Below are 17254 nucleotides of genomic sequence, written 5' to 3'. Positions count from 1 at the left end.
GCTGAGGCAGCGTGGATGGAACTGCTGGAGTCCTGACCGGTAGTGCCGGCCGCTGGCCGGCAGCGCGATGCGCCCACGACGATCAAGGGGTTGCCGGCCAGCGGCCGGCACTACCTACGCGCCCTGTGCCTGCAGCCATTCGCGGAACCGCTTCGCCGGCTCACGCTCGGCACGCGAGCATGGCGGTGATCGGCCGTGACCGCGAAACCGCTGCCGCCCAGCTGGAAAAAGCTGAGGCAGCGTGGATGGAACTGCTGGAGTCCTGATCGGTAGTGCCGGCCGCTGGCCGGCAGCGCGATGCGCCCACGACGATCAAGGGGTTGCCGGCCAGCGGCCGGCACTACCTACGCGCCCTGTGCCTGCAGCCATTCGCGGAAGCGCCTGGCCGGCTCACGTTCGGCACGCGATCGCAACCGCGTCAGCCAGTAGCGCCCCAGCTCCAGCGTGGTGCTGAACGGCTGCAGCAAACGGCCTTCAGCCAACTCCTGCTCGAACATGCGCAATGGCAGCAGCGCCACGCCGGCACCACCGACCGCGGCCATCGCGACCGTCAACGAGGAATCGAATACCGGCCCGCGCGCTTCCACGCCGCTGACCCCGGCCGCCTGCAGCCAGCGCGGCCATTCGTCGCTGCGGTAGGAACGAAGCAGCGGCAGCGTGCCCAGGTCGCGTGGCTGTTTCAGCCGCCGCGCCAGCGCCGGTGCGCACAGCGGTGCAAACGGCGCGTCGAGGATCGCCGTGCACGCCTGGCCCTGCCAGTCGCCATCACCGAAGCGGATCGCCAGGTCCAGGCCCTCGCCGGCCAGATCGATGCGATTGTTGTGGGTCTGCAGTCGCAGCTCGATGTCCGGGTGCGCGGCCTCGAACGCAGCCAGCCGTGGCAGCAGCCAACCGGTGGCGAAGGTGCCGACCACGCCCAGCGTCAGTACTTCACGGGCCGGGCCACCGGTGTAGCGCGCGATGCTGGCCGAGATACGCTCGAATGATTCGTTGAGCACCGGATACAGCGCCGCGCCCTCCTCGGTGAGCGCCACGCCGCGCGGTAGGCGATGGAACAGGCGGATGCCGAGCCGGTCCTCCAGCCCGCGGATCTGGTGGCTCAGCGCGGCCTGGCTGACGCACAGCTCCAGCGCGGCACGGGTGAAGTTCTGGTGGCGTGCGGCCGCCTCGAAGGCACGCAGGGCGTTCAGCGGCAGGGTAGGGTGCAGCATCAGAGTAGTCGTGAGCCAGGGTGATGGCTGATCCTACCTTCCCAGTAGCCAGTTCAGAAGAATTAAAGGGTTGATTGCGACAGGCATTAATCCAGCTAATGCCTTCCGCTGATTTTTCGCGCTGGTCGCCTGCGTGCGAGGCTTCAATAATCGGGCGGTCCCCAGGAGAACCCCGCATGCTCGCCCGTCGCCGATTCCTGCAGTTCAGTGGTGCCGCTGTTGCTTCCTCGCTTGCCCTGCCGTTGCTGGCACGTGCGGCGGGCAAGACCACCGCCAGTGCACCGACCGATGCCGCCCTCACCGCCGCCACCGACTTCGCCGCGCTGGAAAAGGCCTGTGCCGGCCGCCTCGGCGTGACCCTGCTGGATACCGCCAGCGGCCGCCGCATCGGTCATCGCCAGGACGAGCGTTTCCCGATGTGCAGCACGTTCAAGAGCGTGCTGGCCGCCACCGTGCTCAGCCAGGCCGAGCGCAGGCCCGCGTTGCTGGACACGCGCGTGCCGGTGCGCGATGCCGACCTGCTCTCGCACGCGCCGGTCACCCGTCGCCACGCCGGCAAGGACATGACCGTGCGCGATCTGTGCCGTGCCACGATCATCACCAGCGACAACACTGCCGCCAACCTGCTGTTCGGCGTGGTCGGTGGCCCGCCCGCGGTGACTGCGTTCCTGCGCGCGAGCGGTGATGCGGTGAGCCGCAGTGATCGCCTGGAGCCGGAGCTGAACAGCTTTGCCAAGGGCGATCCGCGCGACACCACCACGCCGGCGGCGATGGCTGCGACCCTGCAGCGCGTGGTGCTGGGCGAGGTGCTGCAGCCGGCGTCGCGGCAGCAGCTGGCCGATTGGCTGATCGACAACGAAACCGGCGACGCCTGCCTGCGCGCGGGCCTGGGCAAGCGCTGGCGCGTCGGTGACAAGACCGGCAGCAACGGCGAGGACGCGCGCAACGACATCGCCGTGTTGTGGCCGCTGGCCGGCGGCACGCCCTGGGTGCTGACCGCCTACCTGCAGGCGGGTGCGATCAGCAACGAACAGCGTGCCACGGTGCTGGCGCAGGTAGGCCGCATCGCCGATCGGCTGATCGGTTGAGGTAACCGGGGTCATTCAGAAGTGGCTTGCCGGATCGGTTCGGCGCGCGCATCCTGCGCGCGTTCGAATCACACGGAAGTCCCCCATGAGCCATGAACTGATCTACCTGCTGCTGATCTTTGCGCTGCTGGTGATCCCGCGCGCGCTGCAGCGTTTCAGCCTGCCCGCGCCGCTGACCTGCCTGCTGTTCGGCATCATCGGCATGCTCTGGCTGGGCGACCAGGCGCACGACGCGGTGATCGGTCTGTTGGCCACGCTGGGCATTTCCTCGCTGTTCCTGTTCGCCGGCCTGGAAGTGGATCTGCAGGCGCTGCGCCGTGGCATGTGGCCGCTGCTGGCGCATCTGGTGATCCGTACCGGCACGCTGTTCGGTGTGGGCTGGCTGGCCTGGCGCTACGCGGGGCTGCCGTGGCAGGCCGCCGGCCTGCTGGCGCTGGCGCTGTTGACGCCGTCCACCGGCTTCATCATGGATTCGCTGTCGCGGCTGGGCCTGAGCGAAGACGAGCGGTTCTGGGTGACCAGCAAGGCCATTGCCGGTGAACTGCTGGCGCTGGCGGCGTTGTTCATCGTGCTGCAGGCCGGTGATCCGGGGCACATGGCGCTGTCCAGCCTGGCCCTGCTGGCGATGATGGTCGGCCTGCCGCTGCTGTTCATCGCGCTGGGCCGCTGGGTGGCGCCGCACGCGCCGGGCTCGGAGTTCTCGCTGCTGGTCATGGTCGGCATGGTCGCGGCGTACATCACCTATCTGCTGGGTGTGTATTACCTGGTCGGTGCGTTCATCGCCGGCCTGGTCGCGCGCCTGCTGCACCAGCGCATGCCGCTGCTGGCCTCGCACGAGAACCTGCATGCGCTGCGCCTGTTCGCCTCGTTCTTCGTGCCGTTCTACTTCTTCAACGCCGGCACCAAGGTGCCCAGCGAAGCACTGAGCTTTGAGGCGCTGGGGCTGGGCATCGTGATCACCCTGGTGGTGCTGCCGCTGCGCATCGGCGTGGTCTGGCTGCAGCGTCGGGTGATGTTCGGCGAGAGCTTCCGCAGCAGCCTGCGGGTCTCGCTGGCGTTGGCCCCGACGCTGATTTTCACCCTGGTGCTGGCGGCGATCATGCGCGAGCGTTTCCAGATTCCGGCGGTGCTGTTCGGCGCGCTGCTGCTGTATGCCGCACTGACCACGCTGTTGCCGTCGCTGGTGTTCCGCACGCCGTTCGATGTCGATCCGGTTGAACAGGAACCTGCGGGTGAAGGCGAAGCCGCGCCGGTGGCGGCCACCGAAACCCTGCCAGCGGCATCTGCAGTCGATCGCTGAGCGGATGCTGCGCGTGCGGTTTGCGCACTTCGGCCATGGCCGTTAGGGTTGGGGCATGAAACTGCCTGCCGTTGTCACCGCTTCCGCCCTCCTGCTCAGCCTTGCTGCGTGTTCGCAGCGCTCCGATACGGTCGCCCATGATCTGGCGACCGCACCGGCCGATGCCTTCATGGCCGCCATCGCCGCGCATTGCGGCCAGGCTTACGCCGGCAAGGTGGTGGAGGACACGCCGGCACCGACCGGCAAGGATCCGTTCGCCGGGCAGCGCCTGGTCATGCATGTGCGCGGCTGTGCCGATCCGGCGCACGAGCTGCGCATCCCGTTCCATGTCGGCGATGACCACTCGCGGACCTGGGTGCTGACCCGTACGGAAACCGGCCTGCGCCTGAAGCACGACCATCGCCACGAAGACGGCAGCCCCGACGCGATCACCCTCTACGGTGGCGACAGCACGCCGCCGGGCACCGCCGAGCGCCAGCAGTTCCCCGCCGACGCCGATTCGGTGGCGATGTTCCGCCGCGCCGACATGCTGGCCTCCACGCACAACACCTGGGCGATGGAGATTGATCCCGACCAGACCTTTGTCTACGAGCTGACCCGCCCGGAGGGCCGCCGCTTCCGCGTGCAGTTCGACCTGAGCAAACCGGTTGCCCTGCCGCCTGCACCGTGGGGCGACGACAAAGCGTCCGCCCCGTGATCCCAGGGTCGGATCCCTCATGCGGAGGGCCCCGACCCCAGGAGGACCCTCAGTAGATCCACGCCATGCGTGGATGCGGGATACCAGACCGGGGCCAGAGCCCTGGCCGTCGGCAAGGGATCCGGCCGTGTGCTTACCGCGTACCGAAACGCGCGCGGCAGCCGTTGCTCACCCACACCTGGCCACGTGAGTAGCCCCAGCTGCGGCCTTCCTGGCAGGCACTGCCGGACAGCTGCTGCTGCAGCACCGGGCGGCCCTGGCGCTCATCCCAGTCGCAGGTCTGCGAGCGGTTGTTGTTGCTGCTGCAGGTAACTGAGTAGTTGCTGTTGCCGCCGCCCCAGCCACTGCCACCACCGCCCCAGCCGCGGGCTTCGGCGAATTCGGCACGGCAGCCGCCACTGACCCAGACCGCGCCGTTGCGCACGCCCCAGGTACGCCCTTCGTTGCAGGGGCTGCCGGACAGCTGGCGGACCAGGCGGGCATTGCGCCAGCCGACCGGGCAGCTGCGCTCGCGGTTGTTCTGGCTCTCGCAGCGGATGGTCTCGCCAGGCCGGCCGTTGTTGCCGCCCCAGCCACCGCCATTGCCGCCGCCCCAGCCACCGTGGGCCTCGACGAATTCGGCGCGGCAACCGTTGGTGACCCAGATGCTGCCGTTACGGCTGCCCCAGGTGCGTCCTTCATCGCAGTCCGAGCCGGACAGCTGACGCACCAGCTGCGCATTGCGCCAGCCGGTGTTGCAGACCCGTTCGCGGTTGTTCTGGCTTTCGCAGCGGACCACGCCGCTCTGCGCATGCGCGGAAGGGGCGGGCAGGGCAAGGGTGCCCGCGGCACCCAGGCTGAGGGTTACGGCCAGGCTGGCCAGGGACAGCGGTTTCATGGCGGCATCCCATACGGTGGCAGGTGCCCGACTATAGGGAGGGGGGCGATCAAGCCGGTGTGACTGGCCGGATTTGCCCCGGCCGGGGCCTCGGCCGCAGAATACGAGGCTTTCCGGCCCCCATCCGGTGCCGGCGTTCTCCAGCGGAGCTTCCCCCCATGCGTACCCACTTCTGCGGCCTGGTCGATGAGACCCTGATTGGCCAGACTGTCACCCTCGCCGGCTGGACCGACGTGGCCCGTAACCAGGGCGGCGTCTGCTTCATCGATCTTCGAGATCATGAAGGCATCGTGCAGGTGACCGTGGAAGTCGACAACGCCGACGTGTTCGCCGTGGCCGCGTCGCTGGGCTACGAGGATGTGCTGCAGGTGGAAGGCGTGGTGCGTGCCCGCCACGCGGTGAACGACAAGATGCGCACCGGCAAGGTGGAAGTGATCGCCACCGCCATCACCGTGCTGAACAAGGCCGCGCCGCTGCCGTTCCACGCCCACGAGAATCCGGGCGAGGAAACCCGCCTGAAGTACCGCTACCTGGACCTGCGCCGCCCGGAAATGCAGCGCATGCAGCGCACCCGCATCAAGCTGGTGCAGGCCCTGCGCCGCCATCTGGACGAAAAGGGCTTCCAGGACATCGAGACCCCGATCCTGACCAAGGCCACCCCGGAAGGCGCGCGCGACTTCCTGGTGCCGGCGCGCATGCACCCGGGCGAGTTCTACGCCCTGCCGCAGAGCCCGCAGCTGTTCAAGCAGATCCTGATGGTGGCCGGCTTCGACCGCTACTACCAGATCGCGCGCTGCTTCCGCGACGAGGCCCTGCGTGCCGATCGCCAGCTGGAATTCACCCAGCTGGACATGGAATTCGCCTTCGTCCGCGAGCGCGACGTGCAGGATTTCGTCGAGGACATGATCCGCGCCATCTTCAAGGAAGTGGTGGACGTGCAGCTGGACGCCAGCTTCCCGCGCATGACCTGGGCCGAGGCCATGCGCCGCTACGGCTCGGACAAGCCGGACCTGCGCATCGCGCTGGAGCTGGTGGACGTGGCCGAACTGGTCAAGGACAGCGAGTTCCCGGTGTTCACCGGCCCGGCCAATGATGCTGAGGGCCGCGTTGCCGCGCTGCGCATCCCGGGCGGTGCGTCGCTGTCGCGCAAGCAGATCGACGAATACGCCACGCATGCCGCCAAGTACGGCGCCAAGGGCCTGGCCTACATCAAGATCGCCGACAACGGCGAGATCAGCTCGCCGATCCAGAAGTTCTTCAGCGAGGAATCCTTCGCCGCGCTGGTCGCCCATGTCGGCGCCGGTAACGGTGACATCGTGTTCTTCGGCGCCGGTGGCTACAACAAGGTCTCCGACTTCATGGGCGCGCTGCGCCTGAAGGCCGGCAAGGACTTCGGCTTGGTCGCCGACGGCTGGGCACCGCTGTGGGTCACCGACTTCCCGATGTTCGAGTGGGACGAGGAAGAACAGCGCTACGTCGCCCTGCATCACCCCTTCACCGCACCGGCCGTGGACGACATCGCCGACCTGCGCGCCAATGCCCGTACCGCCGTTTCGCGCGGCTACGACATGGTGCTCAATGGCAATGAAATCGGCGGCGGTTCGATCCGTATCCATCGTCCGGACATGCAGAGCGCGGTGTTCGAACTGCTCGGCATCGGCGCCGAAGAGGCCCGCGCCAAGTTCGGCTTCCTGCTCGACGCGCTGAACTACGGCGCGCCGCCGCACGGTGGCATCGCCTTCGGCATCGACCGCATCGCCGCGCTGATGGCCGGCACCGAGTCGATCCGCGACGTCATCCCGTTCCCGAAGACCACCGGTGCCCAGGATCTGATGACCGACGCGCCGTCGCCGATCGTCGACGCGCAGCTGGCCGAAGTGCACATCCAGGTTCGCCCCAAGACCAACTGATCAGGAGATCCAGGCAATGACCGAGTTTGCGTTTTCGCTGGAGTGGGAAAAGCTGGGCAATGAAGGCTCCGAGGCCACCCTGGTCACCGAGCGTGCGCGCGTGTTCGGTGGTTGGCTGGTTCGCGTCGGAACCAACCCGGCGGCGATGGCCCTGACCTTCGTCGCCGACGGCGAAGGCCGTTGGGACGGTGAAGACTTCGGCGTCGAGGATTACGAGGACGACGAAGAGGAAGAGTACGACGAGGACGAGGAAGGCGAAGAAGAGGACGAGGACGAAGAGGAATACGAGGAAGAGGACGAGGAAGAAGAAGCGGAATCGGAATCGCCTGAAAAGGCTTGACCCGCGCTTCGCCCTGACGTCAACTTCCTGCATGTATTCGATCCGCCGCGCCACCGTGGACGACGCGCCGACCCTGTCGGCGCTGGCTGCCCGCACGTTCACCGAAACCTTCGGCCATCTGTATCCGCCGCAGGACCTGCAGGCCTTCCTTGAGGAGGCCTACACGGTCGAGCGCCAGCGCGTGATCCTGGCCCACCCGGATTACGCGGTGTGGCTGCTGGAGCTGGATGGGGAGGCGGTCGGCCATGCCGCCGCCGGCCCCTGTGGCTTGCCGCACCCGGACGTGAAGCCCGGTGACGGCGAACTCAAGCGGCTGTACCTGATCAAGACGCAGCAGAGCTGCGGCTGGGGCAGCCGCCTGCTGGAAACCGCGCTGGCCTGGCTGGAACACGAAGGCCCGCGCACGCTGTGGCTGGGCGTGTGGTCGGAGAACTTCGGCGCACAGCGTTTCTACGCCCGCTATGGATTCGAGAAGGCCGGCGAGTACCTGTTCCCGGTCGGTGACACCCAGGACCTCGAGTTCATCCTGCGCCGCGCACCGCGCGCGACCTGACGTTCACCGCCGCTTGCTGCGCGCGCGTGTTCAATCACCGTACGTTTCCGCCCCGCTGACCGCCAGGCTGTTTGCATGACTCCCCCCGTATTGCTGCTGCATGGCATCTGGAATGCCCGTGCCTGGGTCGGGCCGCTGGCCTGGCGCCTGCGCGCGCGTGGTTTCCAGGTGCACGCGTTCGGTTACTCCTCGGTGTTTGGTGGCCCCGACGTGGCCGTGCCGCAGCTGCTGGAGCGGCTGGCCGATGCCGGCCCGTTGTCGCTGGTCGGCCACAGCCTGGGGGGATTGCTGGCGCTGGAGGCCTTGCGCCGCCAGCCGCAGCTGGATGTGCAGCGCGTGGTCTGCCTGGGCTCGCCGCTGCGCGGCAGTGGCACTGCGCGTTCGCTGTCCGAGCACGGCTGGGGCCTGGCGTTGGGGCGCAGCAGCGATCTGCTGCTCGATGGCCTGCCGGACTGGCAGGGCAGGGCCGAGGTTGGCCTGATCGCCGGTTCGGTGCCGCACGGCCTAGGCAGCCTGCTGGGCGCCATCGACGACGCCTCCGACGGTACCGTGGCCCTGGCCGAGACACGCCTGCCGGGCCTGGCCGACCATTGCGTGGTACGTACCAGCCACAGTGGCCTGGTGGTATCGCCCGATGCCGCGCGGCAGACCGCGCATTTCCTGCGCCGCGGCCAGTTCGATCACAGCCGCGACGCCGCCGCTGCATGATTGAGTGGGTGCGACGGGCCTGCCTCGGTGGGTGCGAACCGTTGGTTCGCACGCTCTCCGCCGGGCATGACCTGGCGGCATCCCTCCGCCCTAGACACGGTTGCCGCCCCCGATCAGGTAGAATCCGCGCCTTGATCCTGAAGCAGCCAGACGGTAGCACCCATGGGTAGAGGCCCCTCCATCGAAGCCCGCAAGAACGCGTCCGACGCGAAGCGCGGCAAGATTTTCACCAAGATCATCCGCGAGATCGGCGTTGCCGCGCGCGGCGGTGGAGGCGACCCCAACAACAATCCGCGCCTGCGTGTGGCCGTGGACAAGGGCCTGGCCGTGAACATGTCCAAGGACGTGATCGAGCGCGCCATCAAGAAGGCTACCGGCGAACTGGAAGGCGTCGATTACGAGGAAATCCGCTACGAGGGCTACGCCCCGGGTGGCGTGGCCGTGATCGTCGACTGCCTGACCGACAACCGCGTGCGCACGGTGGCCGATGTCCGCCATGCGTTCAGCAAGTGCGGCGGCAACATGGGCACCGAAGGCTCGGTCGCCTTCATGTTCAAGCGCCTGGGCGTGCTCAGCTTCGCCCCGGGTGCCGACGAGGAAGCCATCACCGAAGCGGCCATCGAGGCCGGCGCCGATGACATCGTGGTCTACCCGGACGACGGCTCGATCGACGTGGTCACCAGCCCTGACGCGTTCAACGCGGTCAAGGATGCGATGGCCGCCGCTGGCCATGTCGCCGACCACGCCGAAATCACCTTCCGCGCGGACAACGACATCAAGGTCGAGGGCGAGGTTGCCCTGCAGGTCAAGAAGCTGCTGGACATGCTTGAAGACCTGGACGACGTGCAGGACGTGTACTCCAACGCCGAACTCGGCGCCGACGCCTACGCCTGAGCCGTCCTTGACGGCCTGGGCGCGGGCCGTTGAACGGTCACCGCGGACAGTCATGAGCCCATACGCCTGCCAGCGCCTCCCGTTCCGCCCCGCCAGGAGTGCAGCATGACCCGCATCCTCGGCATCGACCCCGGTTCGCAGCGGACCGGGGTCGGCATCATCGATGTCGACGCCACCGGCCGTGTCAGCCACGTGCACCACCAGCCGCTGGTGCTGCTCGGCGCCGACGATTTCCCGCAGCGCATGAAGCTGCTGGTGCTGGGCCTGGCTGACCTGTGCCGCGAGTACCAGCCGCAGGAAGTGGCCATCGAACGCGTGTTCATGGCCCGCAACCCCGATTCGGCGCTGAAGCTGGGCCAGGCCCGTGGCGCGGCCATTTCCGCCGTGGTGCTGCGTGACCTGCCGGTGCACGAATACGCCGCCAGCGAGATCAAGTTGGCGGTGGTCGGACGCGGTGGCGCCGAAAAGCAACAGGTTCAACACATGGTCGGGCTCATGCTCAACCTGAAAACCAAGCTGCAGGCCGACGCGGCCGACGCGTTGGCAGTGGCGATCACCCATGCCCACGTAAGGGCAACGGCCAACCGCCTGGGGCTCAGTGCCCGCCAGGCGTGGGGCCGCAAATGAGGAGCTGCACGCAATGATCGGTCGACTGCGCGGCATCGTCGCCTACAAGGCGCCGCCGTGGCTGGTGGTGGACGTGAACGGAGTGGGCTACGAACTGGAGGCGCCGATGAGCACCTTCTACGACCTGCCCGAGCTCGGCCGCGAGGTCACCCTGTACACCCATTACTCGCAGAAGGAAGACAGCGTCTCGCTGTACGGCTTCCTGCGCGAGGGTGAGCGGCGCCTGTTCCGCGACGTGCAGAAGGTCAGCGGCATCGGCGCGAAGATCGCGCTGGCCGTGCTGTCCGGTGTCAGTGTCGAAGAGTTCGCGCGCATGGTCCAGGCCGGCGACATCACCGCGCTGACCCGCATTCCGGGCATCGGCAAGAAGACCGCCGAGCGCATGGTGCTGGAGCTGCGTGACCGCGCGGCGCAGTTCGGTGCCGGCGGCGCGCTGCCGACCGGCAGCGGCCCGGCCCCGGCCGATCCGCTGTCCGATGCCACCGTGGCCCTGCAGCAGCTGGGCTACAAGCCGGCCGAAGCGGCGCGCATGGCCCGCGATGCCTTCAACGAAGGTGACGAAGTGGCCACCGTGATCCGCAAGGCGCTGCAGTCGGCACTGCGCTGACCCGCCTTCCTTTCCCCAACCCACCGCCTGAGCTTCGCCAGGAGTCCCATGTCCAGCAGTCAAACCCCGCACGCGGCCGCCCCAGGCGGTCATGGTCACGCCCCTCCAGCCGGAGGCCTCGCGCTGATCATCGGTGCGATCGGCGTGGTCTTCGGCGATATCGGTACCAGCCCGCTGTACACCCTGAAGGAGGCGTTCTCGCCGCACTACGGGCTCAACAGTGACCACGACACCGTGCTGGGCGTGCTGTCGCTGGCATTCTGGGCGCTGAACATCGTGGTCACGTTGAAGTACGTGACCATCATCATGCGCGCCGACAACGACGGCGAGGGCGGCATCATGGCGCTGATGGCGCTGACCCAGCGCACGCTGCGCAACGGGTCGCGCTCGGCCTATGTGGTCGGCATCCTCGGCATCTTCGGTGCCTCGCTGTTCTTCGGTGATGGCGTGATCACCCCGGCGATCTCCGTGCTTGGCGCGGTCGAGGGCCTGGAGGTGGCCGCGCCCGGCCTGCATGCCTTCATCGTGCCGATCACGGTGGTGGTGCTGCTGATGGTGTTTGCCGCGCAGCGCTTCGGTACCGAAAAAATCGGCAAGGCATTCGGCCCGATCACCTCGGTCTGGTTCATCTCGCTGGCGGCGATCGGCATCTACAACATCGTCGACGCACCGGAAGTGCTGAAAGCCTTCAACCCGTGGTGGGCGATCCGCTTCTTCATGGAACACAGCTGGCACGGCATCTTCATCCTTGGCGCGGTGGTGCTGGCGGTGACCGGTGGCGAGGCGCTGTACGCCGACATGGGTCACTTCGGCGCCAAACCCATCCGCCACGCCTGGTATTTCTTCGTGCTGCCGTGCCTGGTGCTGAACTACCTGGGGCAGGGCGCACTGGTGCTCAACCACCCCGAGGCGCTGAAGAACCCGTTCTTCGAGGCGGTGCCGCCGTGGGCGCTGTACCCGATGATCATCCTGGCCACGATGGCGGCGGTGATCGCGTCGCAGTCGGTCATCACCGGTGCGTTCTCGGTCTCGCGCCAGGCCATGCAGCTGGGTTACATCCCGCGCATGCGCATCAAGCACACCTCGCACGACACCATCGGCCAGATCTACATCCCGGGCATCAACTGGGGTATCGCGGTGATGGTGATCGGCCTGGTGCTGGCCTTCCGCAGCTCGTCGAACCTGGCCGTGGCCTACGGCATCTCGGTGTCGGCCACCATGCTGATCGACACCCTGCTGCTGGCCCTGGTCGCGCGTTCGCTGTGGCCGAAGGCCCGCAAGTGGATACTGCCGCTGTGCGTGGTGTTTTTCATCATCGACCTCGGCTTCGTCATCGCCAACGGCGCCAAGCTGCTGCAGGGCGCCTGGTTCCCGGTGGTGCTGGGCATCTTCCTGTTCACCATGATGCGCACCTGGCGCCGTGGCCGCGAGCTGCTGCGCGACGAGATCCGAAAGGACGGCATCCGCCTGGACACCTTCCTGCCAGGCCTGATGCTGGCGCCGCCGGTGCGCGTGCCGGGCACCGCCGTGTTCCTCACTGCCGACCCGACCGTGGCCCCGCATGCGCTGATGCACAACCTCAAGCACAACAAGGTGCTGCACGAGCGCAACGTGTTCCTGCACGTGGAAACCCTGCCCATTCCCTATGCGATGGAAGGGCAGCGGCTGAAGATCGAATCGGTGGGCGACGAGTTCTACCGCGTCTACGTGCGCTTCGGTTTCATGGAGACCCCGGACGTGCCGCTGGCGCTGATGCGCTCGTGCGACCACGGCGGCATCTACTTCGACCCGATGGACACCACCTTCTTCGCCAGCCGCGAAACCATCGTCGCCACCGCCAACCGTGGCATGCCGATCTGGCGTGACAAGCTGTTCGCGCTGATGCACAGGAACGCCGCTCCGGCGACCGGGTTCTTCCGGATTCCGGGCAACAGATTGGTGGAACTGGGCGCGCAGGTGGAGATTTAATCTCCACCTGCGCTACGTCCCACGATTTGCTGCGCAAACCGTGGGTCCCGCGCGCATTCCACCTTATCCCCGCGCCTGTCGGCGCGCCCCCTTGAAACGCAGGCGCCTTGGGCGCCGGCGTTCCGCGCATTCCACCTTATCCCCCCGCCTGTCGGCGCGCCCCCTTGAACAACAAGGGGGCTCCACTTGCGGAGATGCCGCGCGCTTGAAGCTTGGCCCACTCTGCTCTCCAGTTTCCTCCACGCCTGGATCTACCGTGCCGACCAACGGTCGGCACCCACCAAAGCAGAACGCCGTTCCGACAGGCCGCAGGAAACTGTCGAAGGCGGGGTGGGTCCGGTTGCGGGGGCGTGAGCCGCATGGGCCCGAGGCATGCCTCGGGCGGGTTGGGCAGGACGCCCAACCCCGGTCTTGCCGTGTGCGCAGGATTGCGCACACGAGCAAGCGGCGACCGAGCTTACATGGGTGAGGGCGCTTTGCTTGCGAAGCACTGCTTCGCAAGCGCCCGAACGCACAGCCGCCAGCGGCTGGGCCGGGCCCCGGAGGGGTACTTGCAGCGTTCCCCGCAAGCGGACCCACCCCGCCATTCCCCAGGAACTCAGCTTTGGCTGTTGCTCCGGCCGTTGCAGTTGCTTCTGCGGGTGCCGGGCGCAGCCCGGCCGAAACCCGCGCTTTTGCCGCATAATCAGCACATGACCGACGACCGCATCATCGGCGCCGGCGCCACCCGCGAGGATGACGCCGCCGACGCCAGCATCCGCCCCAAGCGCCTTGCCGACTACCTCGGCCAGGTGCCGGTGCGCGAGCAGATGGAGATCTACATCCAGGCGGCCAAGGGGCGCGGCGACGCGCTCGATCACGTGCTGATCTTCGGGCCGCCCGGCCTGGGCAAGACCACCCTCAGCCATGTCATCGCCAACGAACTGGGCGTGGCCCTGCGGGTCACTTCCGGCCCGGTGATCGAGAAGGCCGGCGACCTCGCCGCGCTGCTGACCAACCTGCAGCCGCACGATGTGCTGTTCATCGACGAGATCCATCGCCTGTCGCCGGTGGTGGAAGAAGTGTTGTACCCGGCGATGGAAGATTTCCAGATCGACATCATGATCGGCGAGGGCCCCGCCGCCCGCTCGATCAAGATCGACCTGCCGCCGTTCACCCTGATCGGTGCCACCACCCGTGCTGGCCTGCTGACCGCGCCGTTGCGCGACCGCTTCGGCATCGTCCAGCGCCTGGAGTTCTACAGCGTCGAGGAGCTGACCCGGATCGTGCGCCGCTCGGCAGCCATCCTGGCCATCGACTGCACCGCCGATGGCGCCGGCGAGATCGCACGCCGCGCGCGTGGCACCCCGCGTATCGCCAACCGCCTGCTGCGCCGCGTGCGCGACTATGCGCAGGTGAAGGCCGGCGGCCACATCGACGAGGCCGTGGCCCAGGCTGCGATGAAGATGCTCAAGGTTGACCCGGAAGGCTTCGACGAGCTTGACCGGCGCCTGCTCAAGACCATGGTCGACTACTTCGATGGCGGCCCGGTCGGCATCGAATCGCTGGCCGCGGCGCTGTCTGAAGAGCGCGGCACGCTGGAAGACGTGGTCGAGCCGTACCTGATCCAGCAGGGCTTCCTGGTGCGCACGGCGCGTGGCCGCATGGCCACCCACAAGGCCTACCGGCACATGGGCCTGAAGCCGAAGAACCCGCCGCAGGACCTGTTCGCGGAGGTTCCCGATGTCGGTTGAGCCCCGATTCAGTTGGCCGACACGCATTTACTGGGAAGATACCGACGCAGGTGGCGTGGTCTACCACGCCCGCTACGTGGCCTTCATGGAACGGGCCCGGACCGAATGGATGCGTGCGCTGGGCTACGGCCAGGAGCGCATGCGCGCCGAGCACGGGATGGTCTTCGCGGTGCGCTCGATGCAGATGGATTTCATCAAGCCGGCACGGCTGGATGACACCCTGCAGGTGAGTGCCCGCCTGGTCCAGCTGAAGAAGGCCAGCATGGTCTTCGACCAGCAGATCCTGCGCGACGGCGAGCTGCTGCTGTCGGCGCAGGTCCGCATCGCCGCACTGGAAGCGGCCAGTTTCCGCCCGCGTGGCATGGACGAGGCCGTCCTTGCCGTGCTGCAACCCCACCTCCACCCCGAATCCGAACACTGAGGAACAACGGATGATCGCAACGCTCCTGGCCCTGCAGGCCACGGTCACCGAGGCACTGCCGGCCGACGTCAGCAATGCCGCGACACAGACCCTTGCCCAGGCCACCACTGGCGGCGGCATCAACTACCTCGAACTGATGGCCAAGGCCAGCCTGCCGGTGAAGATCATCGTGCTGCTGCTGCTGGTCGGCTCGTTCGTCAGCTGGGTGATCATTTTCCGCAAGGCCCGCGTGTTCAAGCAGGCCACCCGCGAAGCCGACGAGTTCGAGAACCGCTTCTGGTCCGGTGCGGACCTGGGCAAGCTGTACAGCTCGGCCACCGACCGCAGCCGCAATGTCGGCGGCCTGGAAGCCATCTTCGAAGCGGGCTTCCGTGAGTACACCCGCCTGCGCGACAAGCGCCGCCTGGACGGTCGCGCCCAGCTGGAAGGCGCACAGCGTGCCATGCGCACCACCTACACCCGCGAAGTGGACCAGCTTGAGCGCAACCTGGAACTGCTGGCCAACATCGGCTCGACCGCGCCTTACGTGGGCCTGGTCGGTACCGTGTTCGGCATCATGGTGACCATGCACGACATGATCAGCAGCGGTGCGCAGGCCGGCATCGCCGCCGTCGCGCCGGGCATCTCCGAGGCACTGTTCGCCACCGCCATCGGCCTGTTCGTGGCGATCCCGGCGGTGTGGGCCTACAACCGCTTCACCACGCGCGTGGAGCGCATGTCGGTGCGGTTCGAGACCTTCGCCGAAGAGTTCAGCTCCATCCTGCAGCGCCAGAGCGCTGGCGACGAGTAAGCGCCTGACCCGGGAGTCCAAGCCATGTCCGCTGCCATCGGTCGCCGCAAGCGCCGCAAGCTGAAATCGGAAATCAACGTCGTTCCCTACATCGACGTCATGCTGGTGCTGCTGATCATCTTCATGGTCACCGCACCGCTGCTCACCCTGAGCTTCGACGTCGACCTGCCGCAGTCCAACGCCAAGGCGCTGGAGAGCAAGCAGGATCCGGTGATCGTCTCGGTGCGCCAGGACGGCCAGCTCAGCCTGAAGCTGCCCGACGCCAAGGACCCGACCGCCGTGTCGGCCGAGGAACTGGAAGGCCGTCTGGCCGGCATCGTCGCCCAGGACAAGGGCGTGCGCGTGATCGTCGCCGCCGACCGCGCCGTGGCCTATGAAAAGGTCATTGCTGCAATGGATGTGATCAAGCGCGCCAAGGTAGACAAGGTAGGCCTGGCCACCGATGCACGCTGACGCCCTGCCACCCCCGCATCAGCGCGAACCCGGCTGGGGCCTGCCCCTGGCGCTGGCGTTGCTGGTGCACCTGCTGGTCGCGCTGGTGTTCATCGTGGCCTGGTTCTGGTCGCCCGAGCGCAACACCGATGCCGCCGCCGGCGACCCCTCGGTCGAGGCCAGCCTGGCGCTGTCCGCGTCCGAGGCCTCCGCCGCACGCCAGGCCCTGCGCCAGTCGGAAAAGCTGGAAGACCTGCCGCCGCCGGTGGCCGAGCCGATCCCGGTGCCGGAAGACACCATCCCGCCGCCGCAGCCGATTCCCGAGCCGCGCCCGCAGGACGCCCCCACGCCCCAGCAGCAACAGGCGCAGGAGCGTGTCGCGCAGCCGGACACCAAGGACCAGGAAGCGGTGAGCGCGCTGGCCATCTCGCAGGAGAAGGCCAAGCAGGAACAGGAAGCCAAGCGCCGCCAGGAACAGATCGACCTGACCGAACGCAAGCGCCAGGAAGAAGCGGAACAGAAGCTGCGCCTGGCCAGGCAGCAGGAAGCGGACGAAAAGAAGAAGCAGGCCGAGCAGGAGCGCGTGGCGGCTGACAAGGCCGAGGCCGAGAAGCAGAAGAAGATCGCCGAGATCCGCGCCCGCCGCGAGCAGGCCGAGAAGGAAGCCAAGCTGGCCGAGCAGAAGCTGCGCCAGGTGGCAGCCGCGCGTAATGCTGCCGGCAGTGCCGCTGCCGGTTCCAGCGGTGCCTCCCAGCCGGCTGCCGGTGGCGGTGGCAATAGCGATGATCTTTCGGCCAAGTACGCGGCCGCGATCCAGGCCAAGGTGCTGTCGCAGTGGGTGCGCCCGGATACGGTGCCGCTCGGCCAGCGTTGCCAGATCACCATCACCCAGATTCCGGGGGGCACGGTGATGCAGGCCAAGGTCAGCCCGAACTGCCCGTACGACGAGGCCGGCAAGCGTTCGATCGAGGCCGCCGTGCTCAACGCGCAGCCGCTGCCGTACCGCGGCTTCGAGTCTGTGTTCGCACGCACGCTCAACTTCACCTTTACCGCCCAGGATCGCTGAGGCGGGCAGGGCTGGGTGGCCATCGGGCCACC

At 67.6% G+C, this 17254-nt stretch carries 18 protein-coding genes; 16 read left to right on the top strand and 2 right to left on the bottom strand.

Annotation, left to right across the window (positions count from 1 at the left end; translation table 11 throughout):
- Nucleotides 1–344 precede the first annotated feature (344 nt).
- Nucleotides 345–1211: a LysR family transcriptional regulator AmpR gene (gene ampR / locus ACSYS9_RS19200; RefSeq protein WP_071229666.1), complete on the bottom strand. Its 867-nt coding sequence runs from the start codon at nt 1209–1211 to the stop codon at nt 345–347.
- 176 nt (nt 1212–1387) lie between these two features.
- Between ampR and blaL2 the strand changes: the two genes are divergently transcribed.
- The 3 genes from blaL2 (at nt 1388) to ACSYS9_RS19185 (ending at nt 4296) form a co-directional block, all read left to right on the top strand.
- Complete coding sequence (blaL2, locus tag ACSYS9_RS19195; protein ID WP_071229667.1) at nt 1388–2299, top strand: L2 family extended-spectrum class A beta-lactamase; 912 nt, start codon at nt 1388–1390, stop codon at nt 2297–2299.
- A gap of 85 nt (nt 2300–2384) precedes the next feature.
- Nucleotides 2385–3599 carry a cation:proton antiporter gene (locus ACSYS9_RS19190; protein ID WP_032128538.1) on the top strand — a complete coding sequence of 405 codons (1215 nt, stop codon included), beginning with the start codon at nt 2385–2387 and terminating at the stop codon, nt 3597–3599.
- Nucleotides 3600–3654: 55 nt separating this feature from the next.
- The gene (locus ACSYS9_RS19185; protein WP_049422905.1) at nt 3655–4296 is read left to right on the top strand and encodes a hypothetical protein; all 642 of its coding nucleotides are present in this window, start codon (nt 3655–3657) and stop codon (nt 4294–4296) included.
- 133 nt (nt 4297–4429) lie between these two features.
- Here ACSYS9_RS19185 and ACSYS9_RS19180 read toward each other — a convergent pair whose 3' ends face one another.
- Entirely contained in the window at nt 4430–5173 is a 744-nt protein-coding gene (locus ACSYS9_RS19180) for a DUF3011 domain-containing protein (RefSeq protein WP_071229668.1), read from the bottom strand.
- A 158-nt stretch (nt 5174–5331) separates the two neighbouring features.
- Between ACSYS9_RS19180 and aspS the strand changes: the two genes are divergently transcribed.
- From aspS to tolA, 13 genes are all read left to right on the top strand, one after another.
- Nucleotides 5332–7083, top strand: coding sequence for an aspartate--tRNA ligase (aspS, locus tag ACSYS9_RS19175; RefSeq protein ID WP_071229669.1), 1752 nt, complete (start codon nt 5332–5334; stop codon nt 7081–7083).
- Between the two features lie 16 nt (nt 7084–7099).
- The gene (locus ACSYS9_RS19170) at nt 7100–7423 is read left to right on the top strand and encodes a DNA primase (protein ID WP_071229670.1); all 324 of its coding nucleotides are present in this window, start codon (nt 7100–7102) and stop codon (nt 7421–7423) included.
- Nucleotides 7424–7454: 31 nt separating this feature from the next.
- Nucleotides 7455–7976: a GNAT family N-acetyltransferase gene (locus ACSYS9_RS19165; protein ID WP_032128533.1), complete on the top strand. Its 522-nt coding sequence runs from the start codon at nt 7455–7457 to the stop codon at nt 7974–7976.
- 75 nt (nt 7977–8051) lie between these two features.
- Nucleotides 8052–8684: an esterase/lipase family protein gene (locus ACSYS9_RS19160; protein WP_071229671.1), complete on the top strand. Its 633-nt coding sequence runs from the start codon at nt 8052–8054 to the stop codon at nt 8682–8684.
- A gap of 162 nt (nt 8685–8846) precedes the next feature.
- On the top strand, nt 8847–9578 hold the full coding sequence (locus ACSYS9_RS19155) for a YebC/PmpR family DNA-binding transcriptional regulator (RefSeq protein ID WP_032128531.1): 732 nt from the start codon (nt 8847–8849) through the stop codon (nt 9576–9578).
- 105 nt (nt 9579–9683) lie between these two features.
- Nucleotides 9684–10205: a crossover junction endodeoxyribonuclease RuvC gene (gene ruvC / locus ACSYS9_RS19150; RefSeq protein WP_032128530.1), complete on the top strand. Its 522-nt coding sequence runs from the start codon at nt 9684–9686 to the stop codon at nt 10203–10205.
- Nucleotides 10206–10218: 13 nt separating this feature from the next.
- Nucleotides 10219–10812 carry a Holliday junction branch migration protein RuvA gene (gene ruvA, locus ACSYS9_RS19145; RefSeq protein WP_014648163.1) on the top strand — a complete coding sequence of 198 codons (594 nt, stop codon included), beginning with the start codon at nt 10219–10221 and terminating at the stop codon, nt 10810–10812.
- Between the two features lie 48 nt (nt 10813–10860).
- Nucleotides 10861–12780 (top strand): potassium transporter Kup, encoded by a 1920-nt coding sequence (locus tag ACSYS9_RS19140; protein WP_019337542.1) that lies wholly within the window; start codon nt 10861–10863, stop codon nt 12778–12780.
- Nucleotides 12781–13472: 692 nt separating this feature from the next.
- Nucleotides 13473–14513 carry a Holliday junction branch migration DNA helicase RuvB gene (gene ruvB / locus ACSYS9_RS19135; protein ID WP_010481595.1) on the top strand — a complete coding sequence of 347 codons (1041 nt, stop codon included), beginning with the start codon at nt 13473–13475 and terminating at the stop codon, nt 14511–14513.
- Entirely contained in the window at nt 14503–14934 is a 432-nt protein-coding gene (gene ybgC / locus ACSYS9_RS19130) for a tol-pal system-associated acyl-CoA thioesterase (protein ID WP_071229045.1), read from the top strand. Before ruvB ends, ybgC begins: the two co-directional genes overlap by 11 nt.
- Nucleotides 14935–14944: 10 nt before the next feature.
- Entirely contained in the window at nt 14945–15724 is a 780-nt protein-coding gene (tolQ, locus tag ACSYS9_RS19125; protein WP_006438802.1) for a protein TolQ, read from the top strand.
- A gap of 24 nt (nt 15725–15748) precedes the next feature.
- Nucleotides 15749–16177 carry a protein TolR gene (tolR, locus tag ACSYS9_RS19120; RefSeq protein WP_071229044.1) on the top strand — a complete coding sequence of 143 codons (429 nt, stop codon included), beginning with the start codon at nt 15749–15751 and terminating at the stop codon, nt 16175–16177.
- Nucleotides 16167–17222 carry a cell envelope integrity protein TolA gene (gene tolA / locus ACSYS9_RS19115; protein WP_049422025.1) on the top strand — a complete coding sequence of 352 codons (1056 nt, stop codon included), beginning with the start codon at nt 16167–16169 and terminating at the stop codon, nt 17220–17222. The genes tolR and tolA overlap by 11 nt, the downstream gene beginning before the upstream one ends.
- Nucleotides 17223–17254 lie beyond the last annotated feature (32 nt).

Origin of the sequence: Stenotrophomonas sp. STK17_22 (assembly GCF_051983905.1) — a bacterium.
GTDB classification, from domain to species: domain Bacteria; phylum Pseudomonadota; class Gammaproteobacteria; order Xanthomonadales; family Xanthomonadaceae; genus Stenotrophomonas; species Stenotrophomonas maltophilia_A.
This window is presented reverse-complemented; position numbering and strand designations above follow the sequence as displayed.

Coding starts and splice junctions, on each gene's coding strand:
- ampR (WP_071229666.1), bottom strand. CDS start 1,211: ATGCTGCACCCTACCCTGCCGCTGAACGCCCTGCGTGCCTTCGAGGCG.
- blaL2 (WP_071229667.1), top strand. CDS start 1,388: ATGCTCGCCCGTCGCCGATTCCTGCAGTTCAGTGGTGCCGCTGTTGCT.
- ACSYS9_RS19190 (WP_032128538.1), top strand. CDS start 2,385: ATGAGCCATGAACTGATCTACCTGCTGCTGATCTTTGCGCTGCTGGTG.
- ACSYS9_RS19185 (WP_049422905.1), top strand. CDS start 3,655: ATGAAACTGCCTGCCGTTGTCACCGCTTCCGCCCTCCTGCTCAGCCTT.
- ACSYS9_RS19180 (WP_071229668.1), bottom strand. CDS start 5,173: ATGAAACCGCTGTCCCTGGCCAGCCTGGCCGTAACCCTCAGCCTGGGT.
- aspS (WP_071229669.1), top strand. CDS start 5,332: ATGCGTACCCACTTCTGCGGCCTGGTCGATGAGACCCTGATTGGCCAG.
- ACSYS9_RS19170 (WP_071229670.1), top strand. CDS start 7,100: ATGACCGAGTTTGCGTTTTCGCTGGAGTGGGAAAAGCTGGGCAATGAA.
- ACSYS9_RS19165 (WP_032128533.1), top strand. CDS start 7,455: ATGTATTCGATCCGCCGCGCCACCGTGGACGACGCGCCGACCCTGTCG.
- ACSYS9_RS19160 (WP_071229671.1), top strand. CDS start 8,052: ATGACTCCCCCCGTATTGCTGCTGCATGGCATCTGGAATGCCCGTGCC.
- ACSYS9_RS19155 (WP_032128531.1), top strand. CDS start 8,847: ATGGGTAGAGGCCCCTCCATCGAAGCCCGCAAGAACGCGTCCGACGCG.
- ruvC (WP_032128530.1), top strand. CDS start 9,684: ATGACCCGCATCCTCGGCATCGACCCCGGTTCGCAGCGGACCGGGGTC.
- ruvA (WP_014648163.1), top strand. CDS start 10,219: ATGATCGGTCGACTGCGCGGCATCGTCGCCTACAAGGCGCCGCCGTGG.
- ACSYS9_RS19140 (WP_019337542.1), top strand. CDS start 10,861: ATGTCCAGCAGTCAAACCCCGCACGCGGCCGCCCCAGGCGGTCATGGT.
- ruvB (WP_010481595.1), top strand. CDS start 13,473: ATGACCGACGACCGCATCATCGGCGCCGGCGCCACCCGCGAGGATGAC.
- ybgC (WP_071229045.1), top strand. CDS start 14,503: ATGTCGGTTGAGCCCCGATTCAGTTGGCCGACACGCATTTACTGGGAA.
- tolQ (WP_006438802.1), top strand. CDS start 14,945: ATGATCGCAACGCTCCTGGCCCTGCAGGCCACGGTCACCGAGGCACTG.
- tolR (WP_071229044.1), top strand. CDS start 15,749: ATGTCCGCTGCCATCGGTCGCCGCAAGCGCCGCAAGCTGAAATCGGAA.
- tolA (WP_049422025.1), top strand. CDS start 16,167: ATGCACGCTGACGCCCTGCCACCCCCGCATCAGCGCGAACCCGGCTGG.